The organism is Pseudomonas sp. MF09156, assembly GCF_059862305.1.
In genome coordinates this window covers 87,036-104,653 of sequence record NZ_JCBCUR010000001.1, presented here as the reverse complement: position 1 = coordinate 104,653, position 17,618 = coordinate 87,036, and the positions used below count along the sequence as shown (strand labels likewise).

Annotated in this window: 14 protein-coding genes; 13 read left to right on the top strand and 1 reads right to left on the bottom strand. The window is 60.7% G+C overall.

The annotated features are described in order from the left end of the window. Positions 1-102: 102 nt before the first annotated feature. From AC19YY_RS00480 to AC19YY_RS00440, 9 genes are all read left to right on the top strand, one after another. Positions 103-1,707, top strand: coding sequence for an ABC transporter substrate-binding protein (locus AC19YY_RS00480; RefSeq protein ID WP_169950958.1), 1,605 nt, complete (start codon positions 103-105; stop codon positions 1,705-1,707). Positions 1,708-1,877: 170 nt separating this feature from the next. Further along, positions 1,878-3,281, top strand: a complete 1,404-nt coding sequence (locus AC19YY_RS00475; RefSeq protein WP_492633716.1) for an OprD family outer membrane porin — start codon at positions 1,878-1,880, stop codon at positions 3,279-3,281. An 80-nt stretch (positions 3,282-3,361) separates the two neighbouring features. After that, positions 3,362-4,957, top strand: coding sequence for an ABC transporter substrate-binding protein (locus AC19YY_RS00470; RefSeq protein WP_500603753.1), 1,596 nt, complete (start codon positions 3,362-3,364; stop codon positions 4,955-4,957). Positions 4,958-5,030: 73 nt separating this feature from the next. Continuing rightward, entirely contained in the window at positions 5,031-6,041 is a 1,011-nt protein-coding gene (locus AC19YY_RS00465) for an ABC transporter permease subunit (RefSeq protein ID WP_032860135.1), read from the top strand. Between the two features lie 10 nt (positions 6,042-6,051). Continuing rightward, positions 6,052-6,963 carry an ABC transporter permease subunit gene (locus tag AC19YY_RS00460; RefSeq protein WP_169950961.1) on the top strand — a complete coding sequence of 304 codons (912 nt, stop codon included), beginning with the start codon at positions 6,052-6,054 and terminating at the stop codon, positions 6,961-6,963. 10 nt (positions 6,964-6,973) lie between these two features. Next, positions 6,974-7,942, top strand: coding sequence for an ABC transporter ATP-binding protein (locus AC19YY_RS00455; RefSeq protein ID WP_169950963.1), 969 nt, complete (start codon positions 6,974-6,976; stop codon positions 7,940-7,942). Next, positions 7,942-8,913: a peptide ABC transporter ATP-binding protein gene (locus tag AC19YY_RS00450; RefSeq protein ID WP_057958423.1), complete on the top strand. Its 972-nt coding sequence runs from the start codon at positions 7,942-7,944 to the stop codon at positions 8,911-8,913. The genes AC19YY_RS00455 and AC19YY_RS00450 overlap by 1 nt, the downstream gene beginning before the upstream one ends. A 341-nt stretch (positions 8,914-9,254) precedes the next feature. Beyond that, on the top strand, positions 9,255-11,513 hold the full coding sequence (locus AC19YY_RS00445; RefSeq protein ID WP_169950965.1) for a TonB-dependent siderophore receptor: 2,259 nt from the start codon (positions 9,255-9,257) through the stop codon (positions 11,511-11,513). Between the two features lie 260 nt (positions 11,514-11,773). Then, positions 11,774-12,112, top strand: a complete 339-nt coding sequence (locus AC19YY_RS00440; protein WP_170056720.1) for a hypothetical protein — start codon at positions 11,774-11,776, stop codon at positions 12,110-12,112. Between the two features lie 64 nt (positions 12,113-12,176). Here the strand turns inward: AC19YY_RS00440 and AC19YY_RS00435 are convergent, their stop codons facing one another. Continuing rightward, positions 12,177-13,760 (bottom strand): peptide chain release factor 3, encoded by a 1,584-nt coding sequence (locus AC19YY_RS00435; RefSeq protein ID WP_169950969.1) that lies wholly within the window; start codon positions 13,758-13,760, stop codon positions 12,177-12,179. Positions 13,761-14,091: 331 nt separating this feature from the next. On the opposite strand from AC19YY_RS00435, the gene AC19YY_RS00430 reads away from it, so the two are divergent. Genes AC19YY_RS00430 through AC19YY_RS00415 form a run of 4 tightly spaced genes read left to right on the top strand, consistent with a single transcriptional unit; the run spans position 14,092 to position 17,543 of the window. After that, on the top strand, positions 14,092-14,808 hold the full coding sequence (locus AC19YY_RS00430; protein ID WP_169950971.1) for an ABC transporter permease subunit: 717 nt from the start codon (positions 14,092-14,094) through the stop codon (positions 14,806-14,808). 20 nt (positions 14,809-14,828) lie between these two features. After that, positions 14,829-15,722 (top strand): glycine betaine ABC transporter substrate-binding protein, encoded by an 894-nt coding sequence (locus AC19YY_RS00425; RefSeq protein ID WP_500603752.1) that lies wholly within the window; start codon positions 14,829-14,831, stop codon positions 15,720-15,722. 13 nt (positions 15,723-15,735) lie between these two features. Then, positions 15,736-16,389: an ABC transporter permease gene (locus AC19YY_RS00420; RefSeq protein ID WP_027604864.1), complete on the top strand. Its 654-nt coding sequence runs from the start codon at positions 15,736-15,738 to the stop codon at positions 16,387-16,389. Further along, positions 16,386-17,543, top strand: coding sequence for an osmoprotectant ABC transporter ATP-binding protein OsmV (locus AC19YY_RS00415; protein WP_029291958.1), 1,158 nt, complete (start codon positions 16,386-16,388; stop codon positions 17,541-17,543). Before AC19YY_RS00420 ends, AC19YY_RS00415 begins: the two co-directional genes overlap by 4 nt. The last annotated feature ends 75 nt before the right edge of the window (positions 17,544-17,618 follow it).

Here is a 17,618-nt window from a genome sequence, read left to right as displayed (position 1 = left end):
ATACGGCATTTGCTGTGGATGGGAGCAGTGCTTTCGCCAAGCCAGGTAAGGCGTGGCGACTGTTCACTGACGAAAACGATAAACATGGATTGGGGGACAGTCATGCGCCATACCACCGTTCTATCCGCGATATTTGGCACCGGCCTGTTGGCCGTCGCCTCGATAGGCCAGGCTGCCGAGAAGAAAAGCCTGGTGTTCTGCTCCGAAGGCAGCCCGGCCGGGTTCGACACCGCGCAATACACCACCGCCACCGACAACGATGCGGCCGAACCGATCTACAACCGCCTGGTTGAGTTCGAAAAGGGTGAAACCGGCGTCGTACCAGGGCTGGCTACTAAGTGGGATATTTCGCCAGACGGCCTGACCTACACCTTCCACTTGCGCGAAGGGGTGAAGTTCCACAGCAACAAGGAATTCAAGCCAACACGGGATTTCAACGCCGATGACGTGCTATTCACCTTCAATCGCATGCTTGACCCCGACCACCCGTTTCGCAAGGCCTACCCCACCGAGTTCCCGTACTTCAACGGGATGAGCCTGAACAAGAACATCGCCAAGGTCGAGAAAACCGACCCGCACACCGTGGTGATGACCCTGAACACGGTCGACGCCGCGTTTATCCAGAACATCGCCATGAGCTTCGCCGCGATCCTCTCGGCCGAATATGCCGAGCAACTGCTCAAGGCCGGCAAACCCAGCGATATCAACCAGAAGCCGATCGGCACCGGGCCGTTCGTGTTCCAGCGTTACCAGAAGGATTCGCAGATCCGTTTCGCCGGCAACAAACACTACTGGGACCCGAGCAAGGTCAAGCTCGACCAGCTGATTTTCGCCATCAACACCGACGCCTCGGTGCGCGTGCAGAAGCTCAAGGCCAACGAATGCCAGGTCACCCTGCATCCACGCCCCGCCGACGTCGACGCCCTCAAGGCCGACCCGAACCTGCAACTGCTGACCAAGCCCGGCTTCAACCTCGGCTACATCGCCTACAACGTGCGACACAAGCCCTTCGACCAGCTCGAAGTGCGCCAGGCCCTGGACATGGCGGTGAACAAGCAGAGCATTCTCAATGCCGTATACCAGGGCGCGGGGCAACTGGCGGTCAACGGTATGCCGCCAACCCAGTGGTCCTATGACGACACCATCAAGGACAGCGCCTACAACCCGGAAAAAGCCAAGGAATTGCTCAAGGCTGCCGGCGTCAAGGAAGGTACCGAGATCACCCTGTGGGCCATGCCCGTCCAGCGCCCGTACAACCCCAACGCCAAGCTGATGGCCGAGATGCTGCAAAGCGACTGGGCCAAGATCGGCCTCAAGGTCAAGATCGTCAGCTATGAGTGGGGCGAGTACATCAAGCGCATCAAGAACGGCGAGCACGATATCAGCCTGATCGGCTGGACCGGCGACAACGGCGACCCGGACAACTGGCTGGGCACCCTCTACAGCTGCGACGCCATCGGCGGGAACAACTACTCGATGTGGTGTGACCCGGCGTACGACAAGCTGATCAAGCAAGCCAAGGTCGTCACCGACCGTGAACAAAGGACTGTTCTGTACAAACAGGCGCAGCAACTGCTCAAACAGCAGGTGCCGATCACGCCTGTCGCCCACTCGACGGTCAACCAGCCGTTAAGCACCAAGGTCGAAGGTTTCAAAGTGAGCCCCTTCGGCCGCAACGTGTTCTCGGGCGTCAGTATCACCCCATAAAAAAATAACCGGATGCGCAGGGCCACGTTGGCCCTGTCGCAAACGTGTAGCTGTAATTCGCGAAATCTCCTACAGCAAACGTTTGCAAATGCTTGAAGAGTTACACACCCAATAGCCGGTTCACCCAATAAGGCCGGCATAAAAAAAAGAGAACCAAAGGAGCTCCACCCATGAAATTGAGCAGCAAAGTGCTACTGGCCATGGCCATCAGCAGCATCACCGCCACCGCTTACGCCGAACCTGCAAGCCAGCAATTCGTGCCGACCACGCTGGCCAGTGCCAGCGCCCAAAGCGAGGCCAAGGGCTTTATCGAAGATTTCAGCCTGGGCGGCACCACGCGTAACTGGTACTCCCACGAGAGCCTGTACCGTGGTGGCAAGTTCAAATACAAAGAGCACGGTGTGGCGAAGACCGACCGCAACCGTACCAACTGGATCCAGGGCACCATCCTCAACGCCAGCTCGGGGTTCACCCAGGGCACTGTTGGCGTCAAGACCGAAGTAGCGGTGTACAACGCTCTGGTTCTGGACCGCAGCAAACGCGATATCAAGGGCGGCTCTAACCGTACCTTGGCTCACTCTGACGGCAATGCCGTAGACCAGTGGAGCAAACTGGGCCTGGCCAACGTGCAGTTCCGTGTCTCCAACACCACCTTGACGGCCGGTCGCCAGAACTTCAGCAGCGGCATCGTCGATACCATCGGCAACCGTCCCCTGCCATCGAGCTTCCAGGGTGTGAGCTTCAACAGCGAAGAGTTCAGCAACCTGTCGTTCCAGGGCGGCGTGTTTGACCGCGTCTCCCCACGTTCCGAACAGAGCCTGTCGAAGTTCCGCAGCGAGTACAGCCAACAAGGCGCCAACAGTGCGACAACCGACAAGGTCTACACCCTGGGCGCCAACTACCAGCCGTTCGAGAGCCTGAAAACCAGCTTCTTCGGCGCCAACGTCAAGGACTTCTGGAACCAGTACTACTTCGGTGCAACCCACCAGTTGGGTGACAGCCAAGTCCTGGCCTTGACCACCGGCCTGAACTACTACAAGACCGTCGATGAAGGCAAAAAACTGATGGGGGAGATCGACAACGATACCTACTCCCTGTCCCTTGGATTGGCTCACCAGGCTCACAGCCTGACCTTCTCCTACCAGCAAGTGAACGGTAACGAGTACTTCGACTACCTGCACGAAACCAACGGCATCTACCTGGCCAACTCCCTGACGTCGGACTTCAACGGCCCGAACGAGAAATCCTTCCAGGTCGCCTACGCCATCAACATGGCCGAATACGGCGTGCCGGGCCTGAAGTTCAACATCTACTCCGCACGCGGCTGGGGCATCGACGGTACCCACTACACGGGGAACAGCAACGGCGCCTACGCCTACACCGGCATCGAGACTCAGGACGGCGAAAAACACCAGGAATACGGCGTGGGCGCGGCATACGCGGTCCAGAGCGGCCCGCTCAAGGCCACCGCGATTCGTGCCACCTACGTCGAACACCGTGGCAGCGCCAACCAGTTTGACGGCAGCGTCAAAGAATTCCGTCTGGTTACCACCGTCCCGTTCAACATTCTTTAAATCGCACCAGGTAGACGGCGGGCTCAGGACGAGCCCGCCGTCTACGCTTGCCTGGTCCCATCGATTGCAGAGGGCTCTGAATGAAAATGCTCCCGCTACAAGCTGCCGTTGCCGCTGCGCTATTAAGCGTCGCTATCGGCGTATCGGCCAAACCCCTGGTGGTCTGCACCGAAGCCAGTCCGGAAGGCTTCGACCCGGTCCTGTACACCACGGCCGTCACCGCCGATGCCGCCGCCGAAACCATGTTCAACCGCCTGGTGGACTTCAAGCCCGGCACCACTGAAATCCAACCCGCACTCGCCAAATCGTGGGACATCAGCGAGGACGGCCTGACCTATACCTTCCACCTGCGAGATGACGTCAAGTTCCACACCACCGACTACTTCAAGCCCACGCGCAACCTGAATGCCGACGACGTGCTCTGGAGCTTCCAGCGCCAACTGGACCCCAAACACCCGTGGCACAACAAGTCCACCACCGGCTTCCCCTATTTCGAAAGCATGGGTTTCAAGGAACTGCTCAAAAGCGTCGAGAAGACCGATGACCACACCGTGGTCTTCACCCTGACCCGCCCTGAAGCTCCGTTCCTGGCCGATGTCGCGATGCCCTTCACCGCCATCCACTCTGCCGAGTACGCCGACAAGCTGCTGGCCGCCAACAAGACCGGCGAGCTCAACAGCAAGCCGATCGGCACCGGCCCGTTCATCTTTACCCGCTACCAGAAGGACGCCCAGGTGCGCTTCAAGGCCAACCCGGAATACTTCCGTGGCAAGCCGCCCGCCGACCCGCTGATCCTGGCCATCGCGGTGGATAACAACGTGCGCCTGCAAAAGCTCAAGGCCAATGAGTGCCAGATCGCCCTGTATCCCAAGCCTGACGACCTGCCCAGCATCAAGGCCGATCCAAACCTGAAGGTCGCGGAACTGGCGGCGATGACCACCGCCTACACCGCCATGAACACCACCCACAAGTACATGAGCGACGCGCGGGTACGCCACGCAATCAACATCGCGTTCGACAAACATGGCTATAACGAATCCCTGTACGGCAAAGGCAATGCCATCGACGCCACCGGCCCGTACCCGCCGACCCTGCTAGGCTTCAACGACAAGCTGAAAAACCCGGCCCGCGACCTGGACAAGGCCCGTGCCCTGCTCAAGGAAGCCGGCGTGCCGGAAGGCACCGAGTTCAGCCTGTTCACCCGCAACGGCGGCGGCCCGACCAACCCCAACCCGATGCTCGGCGCCCAGCGCATGCAGGCGGATCTGGCGCAGATTGGCCTCAAGGTCAATATCAAGGTCATGGAATGGGGCGAGATGCTCAAGCGCGCCAAAGCCGGCGAGCACGACATGGTTTCGGCCGGCTGGGCCGGGGACAACGGCGACCCAGACAACTTCCTCACGCCGAACCTGAGTTGCGATGCAGCGAAAAACGGCGAAAACTACGCCCGCTGGTGTAACGAAGAGTTTCAGGGCCTGATCGACAAGGCCCGCGCCGTGGCTGAACCCGCCGCGCGCGCCATACTCTATGAACAAGCGCTGGACGTTTTCGACAAGGACCAACCGTGGATCCCCATGGCTTACCCGAAAATGTTCACTGCCATGCGCAAGAACGTCGAGGGTTATACCCAAAGCCCCCTGACCAACAATAACTTCGCCACCACCCAGGTGAAGTAATAAGAGACGCCCGGCCCCGTCGACGTTGACGGGGCCGGACCTGCCTAACCGGCTGATTGAGGTACACAACACGATGTTTAGTTTTATTGCCCGCCGATTGGGGTTATTGATCCCCACATTCTTCGGCATCACGCTGCTGACCTTTGCGTTGATTCGCATGATCCCTGGCGACCCCGTAGAAGTCATGATGGGCGAAAGGCGGGTTGACCCCGAGATGCACGCCCAGGCAATGGAACGCCTTGGCTTGAACAAACCCTTGTATGCGCAATACCTGGACTACGTCGGCAAGCTCGCCCAAGGCGACCTCGGCGAATCCCTGCGTACCCGCACCAGCGTGTGGACCGAGTTCAGCGCCCTGTTCCCCGCGACCCTGGAACTGTCCATGGCCGCCCTGTTGTTCGCCGGCATCCTCGGGCTATTGGCCGGGGTGATCGCGGCACTCAAGCGAGGATCCCTGTTCGACCATGGGGTGATGGGCATCTCCCTGGCGGGATATTCGATGCCGATCTTCTGGTGGGGCCTGATCCTGATCATGTTCTTCTCGGTAAGCCTGGGCTGGACCCCGGTTTCCGGGCGTATCGACCTGCTCTACGACATCGAGCCACGCACCGGTTTCATGCTGATCGACACCCTGCTGGCCGACGAACCGGACGCGTTCTGGGATGCACTGCATCACCTGATCCTGCCGGCCATCGTGCTCGGCACCATCCCGCTGGCAGTGATTGCGCGGATGACCCGCTCCTCGATGCTTGAAGTCCTGCGCGAAGACTACATCCGCACCGCCAAGGCCAAGGGCCTGTCGCCGGCGCGCGTGGTGTTCGTGCACGGCCTGCGTAACGCGCTGATCCCGGTGCTGACCGTGGTCGGCCTGCAAGTCGGCACGCTGCTGGCCGGTGCGGTCTTGACCGAGACCATCTTCTCCTGGCCCGGCATCGGCAAATGGCTGATCGAAGCCATTGGCGCGCGGGACTACCCGGTGGTGCAAAACGGCATCCTGCTGATCGCCTGCCTGGTGATCCTGGTGAATTTCGTGGTGGATATCCTCTACGGCTTCGCCAACCCACGCATCCGTCACCAGCGCTGAGACCATGACCATGACCACACCAACTCAAGTGTCAGCAGTCGATCAGAGCCTGCTGTACCCGTCGCCGTACAAAGAATTCTGGCAAGCCTTCTCCAAGAACAAGGGCGCGGTTGCCGGCCTGCTGTTTATGTTGCTGATCGTGTTCTGCGCGATCTTCGCCCCCTGGGTCGCGCCCCATAACCCCAGCGAGCAATACCGCGACTTCCTGCTGACCCCGCCGTCGTGGCTGGAAGGCGGGCAGATGCAGTTTTTGCTGGGCACCGACGAACTGGGCCGTGACTTGCTGTCGCGCCTGATCCAGGGCTCGCGCCTGTCATTGCTGATCGGTTTGTCGTCGGTGGTGATGTCGCTGATCCCGGGGATCCTGCTGGGCCTGTTCGCCGGGTTCTTCCCGCGCTTGCTCGGCCCGACCATCATGCGTCTGATGGACATCATGCTGGCCCTGCCCTCGCTGCTGCTGGCCGTGGCGATTGTCGCCATCCTCGGCCCTGGCCTGATCAACACCGTGATCGCGATTGCCATTGTGTCGTTGCCGTCCTACGTGCGCCTGACCCGCGCGGCGGTGATGGGCGAGCTCAACCGTGACTACGTGACCGCCGCGCGCCTGGCCGGTGCCGGCCTGCCGCGCCTGATGTTCGTCACCGTGCTGCCCAACTGCATGGCGCCATTGATCGTGCAGGCCACCTTGAGCTTCTCCTCGGCGATTCTCGATGCCGCCGCCCTGGGCTTCCTCGGCCTTGGCGTGCAACCGCCGACGCCTGAGTGGGGCACCATGCTGGCTTCGGCCCGTGACTACATCGAACGCGCCTGGTGGGTTGTAAGCCTGCCTGGCTTGACCATTTTGCTCAGCGTGCTGGCAATCAACCTGATGGGCGACGGACTGCGCGATGCGCTGGACCCGAAACTCAAGAATGCCGCGTGAGGAGATTCCCATGTCACTGCTAGAAATCAAGAATCTCAATGTGCGCTTCGGCGACAAAACCGCTGTGCCGGTGGTCGATGGCCTCGATCTGGCCGTGGACAAAGGCGAAGTACTGGCCATCGTTGGCGAGTCGGGTTCGGGTAAATCCGTGACCATGATGGCGCTGATGGGCCTGATCGAGCATCCCGGCATCGTCACCGCCGACTCCCTGACTTTCGACGGCAAGGACATGCTCAAGCTGAGCAACCGCCAGCGCCGGCAGATCGTCGGCAAAGACCTGGCAATGGTGTTCCAGGACCCGATGACCGCGCTGAACCCCAGCTACACCGTGGGTTTCCAGATTGAAGAAGTACTGCGCCTGCACCTGAAAATGTCCGGCAAGCAAGCGCGCAAGCGGGCCATCGAACTGCTGGAAAAGGTCGAGATCCCAGGCGCTTCCAGCCGCATGGATGCCTACCCGCACCAGCTGTCCGGCGGCATGAGCCAGCGTGTGGCAATTGCCATGGCGATTGCCGGCGAGCCAAAACTGCTGATCGCCGACGAGCCGACCACGGCCCTGGACGTGACCATCCAGGCGCAGATCATGGAGCTGCTGCTGGCCCTGCAAAAAGAGCAGAACATGGGCTTGGTGCTGATCACCCACGACCTCGCAGTCGTCGCGGAAACCGCCCAGCGCGTGTGCGTGATGTACGCCGGCCAAGCGGTGGAAGTCGGCCAGGTGCCGGGCCTGTTCGACGTACCGGCGCACCCGTACAGCGAAGCATTGCTGGCCGCGATCCCGGAACACAGCATGGGCGCTGCGCGTCTGTCGACGCTGCCGGGCATCGTCCCCGGCCGTTATGACCGCCCGCAAGGCTGCCTGCTGTCGCCACGCTGCCCGTATGTACAGGACAGCTGCCGCCAGACCCGTCCGACCCTGGACCCGCAAGCCCACAGCCTTGTGCGCTGCTTCTACCCCTTGAACCAGGAGGTGGCGTAATGGCCGTCGTTCTTACCGCCCGCGACCTGACCCGTCACTACGAAGTGTCCCGTGGCCTGTTCAAGGGCCACGCCACCGTGCGCGCGCTCAATGGCGTGTCGTTCGAACTGGAAGCCGGCAAGACCCTCGCCGTGGTGGGTGAGTCCGGGTGCGGCAAATCCACCCTGGCCCGTGCGCTGACGCTGATTGAAGAGCCATCGTCCGGCTCCTTGAAAATCGCCGGCCAGGAAGTCGCCGGCGCCGACAAGGCCCAGCGCAAGCAACTGCGCAAAGACGTGCAGATGGTGTTCCAGAGCCCCTACGCCTCGTTGAACCCACGGCAGAAAGTCGGCGATCAACTGGGCGAGCCGCTGCTGATCAACACCAACCTGTCCGCCGCCGAGCGCCGTGAAAAGGTCCAGGCGATGATGAAGCAGGTGGGCCTGCGCCCTGAGCATTATCAGCGCTACCCGCACATGTTCTCCGGGGGCCAGCGCCAGCGGATCGCCCTGGCCCGCGCGATGATGCTGCAACCCAAGGTGCTGGTGGCGGATGAACCAACCTCGGCGCTGGACGTGTCGATCCAGGCCCAGGTGCTCAACCTGTTCATGGACCTGCAGCAGCAGTACAACACCGCGTATGTGTTCATCTCCCACAACCTGGCGGTGGTGCAACACGTTGCCGACCACGTGATGGTGATGTACCTCGGCCGCCCGGTGGAAATGGGCGCGAAGAACGACATCTACGAGCGCCCGCTGCACCCTTATACCCAGGCGTTGCTGTCGGCCACCCCGACCATTCACCCGGACCCGAACAAGCCGAAGATCAAGATCGTCGGTGAGTTACCCAACCCGCTGAACCCGCCCTCCGGCTGCGCCTTCCACAAGCGCTGCCCGTATGCGACCGAGCGCTGCAGCAGTGAAGAACCGCTGCTGCGCGAACTGGACAACCGCCAGGTGGCTTGCCATCACGCGGAGCAGTTCGTCGCCTAACCCCCTGTAGGGGTGGGCTTGTGTGGGAGCGGGCTTGCCCGCGATAGCATCAGCGCGGTTTAACTGACAGTGCAAGGTGCCTGCATCGCGGGCAAGCCCACTCCCACACAAGCCCGCTGCCACAGGGCAATACAGCGTTGTACAGCCTCTCCCGCCAGATTGCGCATCAGTCTGGCGGGAGGGGCTTTTTTGTTTTTAGCTAAGTGTAAAAATTGTAAATGATATTTACTTGTATTTGATAATGACTAGCATTCCGGCGCGTAGAGCGCGCCGAATCCTGCTGGAAGGCAATTCTGGTGCATCTCGCTCAGTTGCCACCTTTCCTAAAGGATTTTGCGGACATGTCACCTCGATTCAGGCTCAGCCACTTCTCCCTGGCGTTTATCGCCGCCCTTTCATCCCCTGCGCTGCTGGCGGACACCCTGGAAAGAGAGCGCGACAAAGTGCCGGTAGAAGCTAGCGACCTGCCCGTCGATGGCACCTCCCAGGCCCTGGAGCTGAGCGAAACGCGCATCCTGGGCACCGCCGCCGAAGAGCTCAAGCAGGCCCCCGGCGTGTCGATCATCACCGCCGAAGACATCAAGAAACGCCCACCCACCAACGACCTGTCGGACATCATCCGCCGTGAACCCGGCGTCAACCTGAGCGGCAACAGTTCCAGCGGCAGCCGTGGCAACAACCGCCAGATCGACCTGCGCGGCATGGGCCCGGAAAACACCCTGATCCTGATCGATGGCAAGCCGTCGACCTCGCGCAATGCCGTGCGCTACGGCTGGAGCGGCGACCGTGATACCCGTGGCGAGACCAACTGGGTACCGGCCGAGGAAGTCGAACGCATTGAAATCCTGCGCGGCCCGGCCGCCGCGCGCTACGGCTCCGGGGCCATGGGCGGGGTGATCAACATCATCACCAAGCGCCCCACCGACCAGTTGCACGGCTCGCTGACCACTTACGTGTCGCTGCCCGAAGACGATGCCGAAGGCATGAGCAAGCGCACCAACTTCAACCTCAGCGGGCCGCTGAGCGATACCCTGGCGTTCCGGGTGTATGGCGGCCTGAACAAGACCGATGCCGACGACTCCACCATCAACCAGGCTGAACAGGCCACCGCCGACTCGCTGGTTGCCGGCCGCGAGGGTGTGCGCAACAAAGACGTCAACGGCTTGCTCAGTTGGCAATTCACCCCTGAGCAAACCCTGGACCTGGAAGCCAGCTACAGCCGCCAGGGCAATATCTTCGCCGGCGACACCATGCTTAACGGCGGCGGCGTGTTCGTTAACAGCCTGGTCGGCAAAGAAACCAGCGTGATCCAGCGCAGCAGTTTCTCCGCTACCCACCGTGGCGAGTTCGACTGGGGCTCGACCCTGGCCTCCCTGAGCCACGACCTGACCCGCAACGCACGCCTCAACGAAGGCCTGGCCGGCTCCGGCGAGGGCGCACCCTCCGCCACCGCTGGCCGTTTCGAATCGCGCCTGCGCAACACCCGGGCCACCGCCGAGGTCAACCTGCCCCTGAGTTTCGGCACCGAGCAGGTGCTGACCCTGGGCAGCGAATACCTCTACGAATCGATGAACGACCCAGGCTCGCTGCGCCCACAAAGCTACGACCCAGGCACCGGCGGCGTGCCGAGCATTCCGGGGATGAGCCGCAGCAGCACCAAGACCACGGCCTCGAGCTACGCGCTGTTCGCCGAGGACAACATCGAAGTCGGCAGCAAGACCATCATCACCCCCGGCCTGCGCTACGACGATCATGAAGAATACGGCGGCAACTGGAGCCCGAGCCTCAACGCCTCGCACCAGTTGACCGATGAACTGAGCCTCAAGGGCGGGATTGCCCGGGCCTACAAGACGCCCAACCTGTACCAGTCCAACCCCAACTACTTGCTGTACAGCCGTGGCAACGGCTGCAACGCCGGCGAAACCAACTCCGGTGGCTGCTACCTGGTGGGCAACCCGGACCTGAAACCGGAAATCAGCGTCAACAAGGAAATCGGCCTGGCCTATGACAAAGGCACCTGGCGCACCAGCGCGACTTACTTCCGTAATGACTACAAGAACAAAATCAACGCCAGCAACACCGCCGCCTACCGCCTGGACGGCGGGCGCCGTGTGCTGGAATGGGAAAACAGCGGCGCCGCGCTGGTGCAGGGAGTCGAGGGCAACCTGTTCATGAGCTTGCGCGACGACCTGGACTGGAACACCAACCTGACCTACATGATCGACTCCAAGGACAAGGACACCGGCGAGCCGCTGAGCGTCATTCCCAAGTACACGGTCAACACCACGCTGGACTGGCAGGCCACCGACAAGCTGTCGTTCCAGGTCAGCGGCACCTACTACGGCAAGCAGGAGTCGCCAACCCTCAACTCGCGCAGCGCCAGCAACTATGATCGCAGCGCCCAGCAGGACGTGGACCCGTACGGCTTGATGGGCTTGAGCAGCGGCTACGAGTTCAACAAGAACCTGAGCGTACGCGTGGGCATCGAAAACCTGCTGGACAAGCGCCTGTATCGCAAAGGCAATGCTGATGATGCGGGCGCCCAGACGTACAACGAACCGGGTCGGGCGTATTTTGCGTCGGTGACGGCTTCGTTCTAAGGCCAATTACCTGCGCCTGTATCTCTGCTCCGCCCGGCATGCCTGGCGGAGCTTTTTTAATGGTCATTCTGGCGCACGTAATTACCGCCTATTCGCGATAGAACCAACGACAAGTCCGACATTAAAAACAGCACCAATCCCCGCCTCACAGACTAACTTTCTGTAACTTGTAACCTCTATGTTTCCGCAATTGCGCAACGCCACGCGCAAAGAATAAAGTCCGCCCGCTGCAACTTCTTATATTCTTTGCGAGGGCTGTCATGCGAGACATTTCAAAATCCCTGGAAAAGCTGCTGTCTGATATCTACGAGGACGGCGACGTGTCGCTGGCGGAGTTCAAGGCCTTGCAGGTCGAGTCTGACCGGCGCTGGGAAAGAGTGGTCGATGAACTGGGGAATAACAATACACTGCTGTCTTTTCAAAGTGCGATGGATGTTGCCATGCACCTATTGTTCTTGAGTGTGAACTATATAAAAAATCAGGAAATCACTGACGTGGGCGAAGCAATTGTCAAAGATGCAATAGCCGCACAAATTGAAACCCTAAGGGCGGGGGCTGATCTAAGTCTTAAACAACTTAAAGTTGGGCCCAATACCTAATAATCTACCGCCAAATAAAAAGGCGAAGCCATCACAGCTTCGCCTTTTTTCGTACCGCTAACCCTTAGTGATGCTCGCGCGTCGCCCGGAATTTCACATCCGGCCAGCGCTCTTCCATCAGCGCCAGGTTGACCCGCGTCGGCGCCAGGTAGGTCAGGTGACCGCCGCCGTCGATGGCGAGGTTTTCCACGGCCTTGTTGGAAAACTCTTCGAGCTTCTTCTTGTCGCTGCAATCAATCCAGCGCGCGGAGTACACGGTGATCGGCTCGTAGGAGCATTCGACCTTGTATTCCTCTTTCAAGCGGCTGGCCACCACATCGAACTGCAGCACACCCACGGCGCCGAGGATGATGTCGTTGCTGCGCTCGGGGAAGAACACCTGGGTGGCGCCCTCTTCCGCCAACTGCTGCAAGCCCTGGCGCAGTTGCTTGGACTTGAGCGGGTCGCGCAGGCGCACGCGGCGGAACAGTTCCGGGGCGAAGTGCGGGATGCCGGTGAAGCCCAGCGCTTCGCCTTCGGTGAAGGTGTCGCCGATCTGGATGGTGCCGTGGTTGTGCAGGCCGATGATGTCGCCGGCAAACGCCTCTTCCAACTGCTCACGCTCCGAGGAGAAGAACGTCAGGGCGTCGCCGATACGCACGTCCTTGCCGGTGCGTACGTGGCGCATCTTCATGCCTTTTTCGTATTTGCCGGAGCAGATACGCATAAAGGCGATACGGTCGCGGTGCTTGGGGTCCATGTTCGCCTGGATCTTGAACACGAAACCGCTGAATTTCTCTTCAACCGGCTCCACGGTCCGTTCGTTGGCAACCCGCGCCAGTGGTTTCGGTGCCCAGTTGACCACCGCATCCAGTACGTGGTCGACGCCGAAGTTGCCCAGAGCGGTACCGAAGAACACCGGGGTCAGTTGCCCGTCGAGGAATTCCTGCTGGTTGAACTCGTGGCAGGCGCCCTGCACCAGCTCTAGTTGGTCGACGAAGCGGTCGTACTCGTCACCCAGGTGGGCGCGGGCCTCATCGGAGTCGAGTTTCTCGATGATCTTCACATCGGTGCGTTCATGACCGTGGCCGGCGGTGTAGACAATGATGTAGTCGTCGGCCAGGTGGTACACGCCCTTGAAGTCGCGGTAGCAACCAATCGGCCAGGTGATCGGCGCGGCCTTGATCTTCAGGACGGCTTCGATTTCATCCAGCAGTTCGATCGGGTCGCGGATGTCACGGTCGAGTTTGTTGATAAAGCTGACGATCGGCGTGTCACGCAGGCGGCACACGTCCATCAGGGCGATGGTGCGGGGCTCGACACCCTTACCACCGTCGAGGACCATCAAGGCCGAGTCCACCGCGGTCAGGGTGCGGTAGGTGTCTTCGGAGAAGTCTTCGTGGCCCGGGGTGTCGAGCAGGTTGATCATGTGGTCGCGATAGGGGAACTGCATGACCGACGTGGTAATGGAAATACCCCGTTGCTTCTCCATCTCCATCCAGTCGGAGGTGGCATGGCGATCAGACTTGCGGGATTTCACCGTGCCGGCCACTGCGATCGCCTTGCCCATCAGCAGGAGCTTTTCGGTGATGGTGGTTTTACCGGCATCGGGGTGGGAAATAATGGCGAAAGTGCGGCGTTTCGCGACTTCGGCGGCCTGGTGGGTCATGGGAAATCGCCTGGCAGGTGAGTCAAAAAAGGGCGGCGAGTATAGCGCAAACCCGGGGAGCCAGACCACCGTTCACCCGATTGGGGGTGGCTAAATGCTGCCAAGTATGGAACCTTTTAAAAGGTAGAGACGTCCACTCCCCTGCTACCGCACTCGTAACAGGGGCTGAAAAATCAGCAAGTTAGCCTGACGAGGCTGCGCTCATGGCTTGATCGCATACCGCATTGCCGGTATCGGCGAGCTGCTTTTCGCGAACATATTCGCCGACAGCCAGGAATGGCATTGCCGCTCGGAAATGTGTTCGCCGACAAAAGAAAAAAGGAGTCCGCCTGTGGCTATTCGCTATGGCAAAGGGCTGATAGGAGGAGCGGTTGTCGTCGCTCTCCTGGCCCTGCTGGTCCACTGGATCGGCATCAACACGATCGAGATGTACCGCGACGATTTGTTGTTTTACCTGCAAGCTCACCTGATTCTTGTACTTGTCTCCATGCTGGCTGCCCTGATTGTAGGGATCCCCGCCGGTATCCTGCTCAGCCGACCGAATATGGTCGGGCGCGCAGAACGCTTCATGCAGATCTTCAACATCGGCAACACCGTCCCTCCCCTGGCCGTACTGGCCATCGCCCTCGGCGTCCTCGGCATCGGCAGCGGCCCGGCCATCTTCGCCCTGTTCCTCGCCTCCTTGCTGCCCATCGTGCGTAATACCTACGAAGGCCTGAAAAACGTGCAGGGTTCCTTGAAGGAAGCCGCCGTCGGCATCGGCATGACCCCGCGCCAGGTGCTGTTTCGCGTCGAACTGCCCAACGCCGTGCCGATCATCATCGGTGGTGTACGTGTGGCCCTGGCGATCAACGTCGGCACCGCACCGCTGGCGTTCCTGATTGGCGCCAACAGCCTGGGCAGCCTGATCTTCCCCGGCATTGCCCTGAACAATCAGCCGCAATTGCTACTCGGCGCCGCGTGTACCGCGTTGCTGGCGTTGCTGCTTGACGGTCTGGTGACCATGGCCAGCCGCCTCTGGCTGGAACGCGGGTTGCGTCCGTCTTAAGGCTGGGTAAAGGAATCGACATGAAAAAACTGACTTTGATATTGAGCTGCGTCCTGCTGTTTGCAGGTATTGCGCAAGCCGCTGAAAAACCGGTGATCCGTATCGGCGCCCGGGTCTTCACCGAGCAGACCCTGCTCGCCGAAATCACCTCCCAGTACCTGCGCACCAAGGGCTACGACACCCGCGTGACCGGCGGCCTGGGCAGCAACCTGGCGCGCAGTGCCCAGGAGAGCGGGCAACTGGACCTGATCTGGGAGTACACCGGCGTGTCCCTGGTGGCCTACAACCATGTGGACGAGAAGCTCGACAGCGAACAGTCCTACGCACGGGTGAAAGAACTCGACGCAAAAAAAGGCCTGGTCTGGCTGTCGCCGTCGAAGTTCAGCAACACCTACGCTCTGTCCCTGCCGGAAAACGTGGCCAAGGAGTATCCGCAGATCAACACCATCAGCGACCTGACCAAGGCCCTGGCCGAGCCAACCCATGAAAACCGCCTGGTGGCCCTGGATACCGAGTTCGCCAACCGTTCCGACGGCATGGCCGGCATGGTCAAGCTGTACGGCATGAACCTCACCCGCAAGAACACCCGGCAGATGGACGCAGGCCTGGTCTACACCGCCCTGCGTAATGGCCAGGTGTTTGCCGGCCTGGTGTACACCACCGATGGCCGCCTCAACGCCTTCAAATTGAAGCTGCTGGAAGATGACCTGCACTACTTCCCGGACTACACCGCAGCCCCGGTGGTACGCCAGGTTTATCTGGATGCCCACCCGCAATTGGCCGCCGACCTCAAGCCACTGGCGGCACTGTTCGACGATGAAACCATGCGCCAGCTGAACGCGCGGGTCGACGTCGACCATGAAAGCCCATCGGCCGTTGCCGCTGATTTCCTGCGCCAGCACCCACTCAACTAAAAGAGGAGAAGACATGGAATTTCTGAACGCCTTTTCCCATCTTGATTGGGCCCAAGTCCTACACCTGACCTGGCAGCACATCACCCTGGTCGGGATCGCCGTGATCCTTGCGATTGTCGTCGGCGTGCCCCTGGGCGTGCTGATGACCCGCTTCCCGACCCTGGCCGGCCCGTTGCAGGCCAGCGCCACGGTGCTGCTGACCGTGCCGTCGATTGCCCTGTTCGGCCTGCTACTGCCGTTCTACTCCAAGTTCGGCCAGGGCCTGGGGCCGATGCCGGCGATCACCGCCGTGTTCCTCTACTCCCTGCTGCCGATCATGCGTAACACCTACCTGGCCCTGACCGGTGTCGAGCCGGGCATCCGCGAAGCCGCCAAAGGCATCGGCATGACCTTCGGCCAGCGCCTGCGCATGGTCGAGCTGCCCATCGCCGTGCCGGTGATCCTCGCCGGCGTGCGCACCGCCGTGGTGATGAACATCGGTGTGATGACCATTGCCGCCACCATCGGCGCCGGTGGCCTGGGTGTACTTATTCTGGCTTCCATCAGCCGCAGCGACATGTCGATGCTGATCGTTGGCGCCGTGCTGGTCAGTCTCCTGGCCATCTTCGCCGACCTGCTTCTGCAATGGCTGCAACGCTCGCTGACTCCAAAAGGATTGCTCAAATGATCGAACTTCAAAACCTGTCCAAGACCTTCCAAAGCAACGGCAAGACTGTCACCGCCGTTAACGACGTGAGCCTGACTGTCAATGAAGGCGAGATTTGCGTATTCCTCGGCCCCTCGGGTTGCGGCAAGAGCACCACGCTGAAAATGATCAACCGCCTGATCAAGCCCACCTCGGGCAAGATCCTGATCAACGGCGAAGACACCACCGACCTCGACGAAGTGACCCTGCGCCGCAACATCGGCTACGTGATCCAGCAGATCGGCCTGTTCCCCAACATGACCATCGAGGAAAACATCGTGGTGGTGCCCAAGCTGCTGGGCTGGGACAAGCAGAAGTGCCACGACCGCGCCCGTGAGTTGATGAGCATGATCAAGCTCGAACCCAAGCAGTATCTGCACCGCTACCCCCGTGAATTGTCCGGTGGTCAGCAACAGCGGATCGGCGTGATCCGCGCCCTGGCGGCCGACGCGCCATTGCTGCTGATGGATGAGCCATTCGGCGCGGTCGACCCGATCAACCGCGAGATGATCCAGAACGAGTTCTTCGAGATGCAACGCGCATTGAACAAGACGGTGATCATGGTCAGCCATGACATCGACGAGGCGATCAAGCTGGGCGACAAAATCGCCATCTTCCGCGCCGGCAAGCTGTTGCAGATCGACCACCCGGACACCCTGCTGGCCCATCCTGCCGACGAGTTTGTCAGCAACTTTGTCGGCCAGGACAGCACCCTCAAGCGCCTGCTGCTGGTCAAGGCCGAAGACGCGGCGGACAACGCCCCGTCGGTCAGCCCGGAAACGCCGGTGGCCGATGCCCTGGAGCTGATGGACGAGCATGACCGGCGCTATGTGGTGGTCACCTGCGCCGAGAACAAGGCCCTGGGTTATGTACGACGTCGCGACCTGCATCGTCAGACGGGTACCTGCGCCCAATACCTGCGCGAGTTCAACGCCACGGCGGCGTTTGACGAGCACTTGCGCATCCTGTTGTCGCGCATGTACGAGTTCAACCGCTCGTGGCTGCCGGTGATGGATGCCGAGCGGGTGTTTTTGGGTGAAGTGACCCAGGAATCGATTGCCGAGTACCTGAGCTCCGGTAAGTCCCGTGGGGGCAAGACCAGTATCGTGTCGCCTGCCGAGACTGCCTTGGCCTGATAGACCGCTATCACAGACAAGCCAGCTCCCACAGTTGGAATGCAATCCCTGTAGGAGCTGGCTTGCCTGCGATGA

Excerpts from the sequence above, each read along its gene's own strand:
- AC19YY_RS00470 (WP_500603753.1), top strand. The coding sequence starts at position 3,362 with ATGAAAATGCTCCCGCTACAAGCTGCCGTTGCCGCTGCGCTATTAAGC.
- AC19YY_RS00440 (WP_170056720.1), top strand. The coding sequence starts at position 11,774 with ATGCGAGACATTTCAAAATCCCTGGAAAAGCTGCTGTCTGATATCTAC.
- AC19YY_RS00420 (WP_027604864.1), top strand. The coding sequence starts at position 15,736 with ATGGAATTTCTGAACGCCTTTTCCCATCTTGATTGGGCCCAAGTCCTA.
- AC19YY_RS00460 (WP_169950961.1), top strand. The coding sequence starts at position 6,052 with ATGACCACACCAACTCAAGTGTCAGCAGTCGATCAGAGCCTGCTGTAC.
- AC19YY_RS00415 (WP_029291958.1), top strand. The coding sequence starts at position 16,386 with ATGATCGAACTTCAAAACCTGTCCAAGACCTTCCAAAGCAACGGCAAG.
- AC19YY_RS00435 (WP_169950969.1), bottom strand. The coding sequence starts at position 13,760 with ATGACCCACCAGGCCGCCGAAGTCGCGAAACGCCGCACTTTCGCCATT.
- AC19YY_RS00450 (WP_057958423.1), top strand. The coding sequence starts at position 7,942 with ATGGCCGTCGTTCTTACCGCCCGCGACCTGACCCGTCACTACGAAGTG.
- AC19YY_RS00465 (WP_032860135.1), top strand. The coding sequence starts at position 5,031 with ATGTTTAGTTTTATTGCCCGCCGATTGGGGTTATTGATCCCCACATTC.
- AC19YY_RS00425 (WP_500603752.1), top strand. The coding sequence starts at position 14,829 with ATGAAAAAACTGACTTTGATATTGAGCTGCGTCCTGCTGTTTGCAGGT.
- AC19YY_RS00445 (WP_169950965.1), top strand. The coding sequence starts at position 9,255 with ATGTCACCTCGATTCAGGCTCAGCCACTTCTCCCTGGCGTTTATCGCC.
- AC19YY_RS00455 (WP_169950963.1), top strand. The coding sequence starts at position 6,974 with ATGTCACTGCTAGAAATCAAGAATCTCAATGTGCGCTTCGGCGACAAA.
- AC19YY_RS00480 (WP_169950958.1), top strand. The coding sequence starts at position 103 with ATGCGCCATACCACCGTTCTATCCGCGATATTTGGCACCGGCCTGTTG.
- AC19YY_RS00475 (WP_492633716.1), top strand. The coding sequence starts at position 1,878 with ATGAAATTGAGCAGCAAAGTGCTACTGGCCATGGCCATCAGCAGCATC.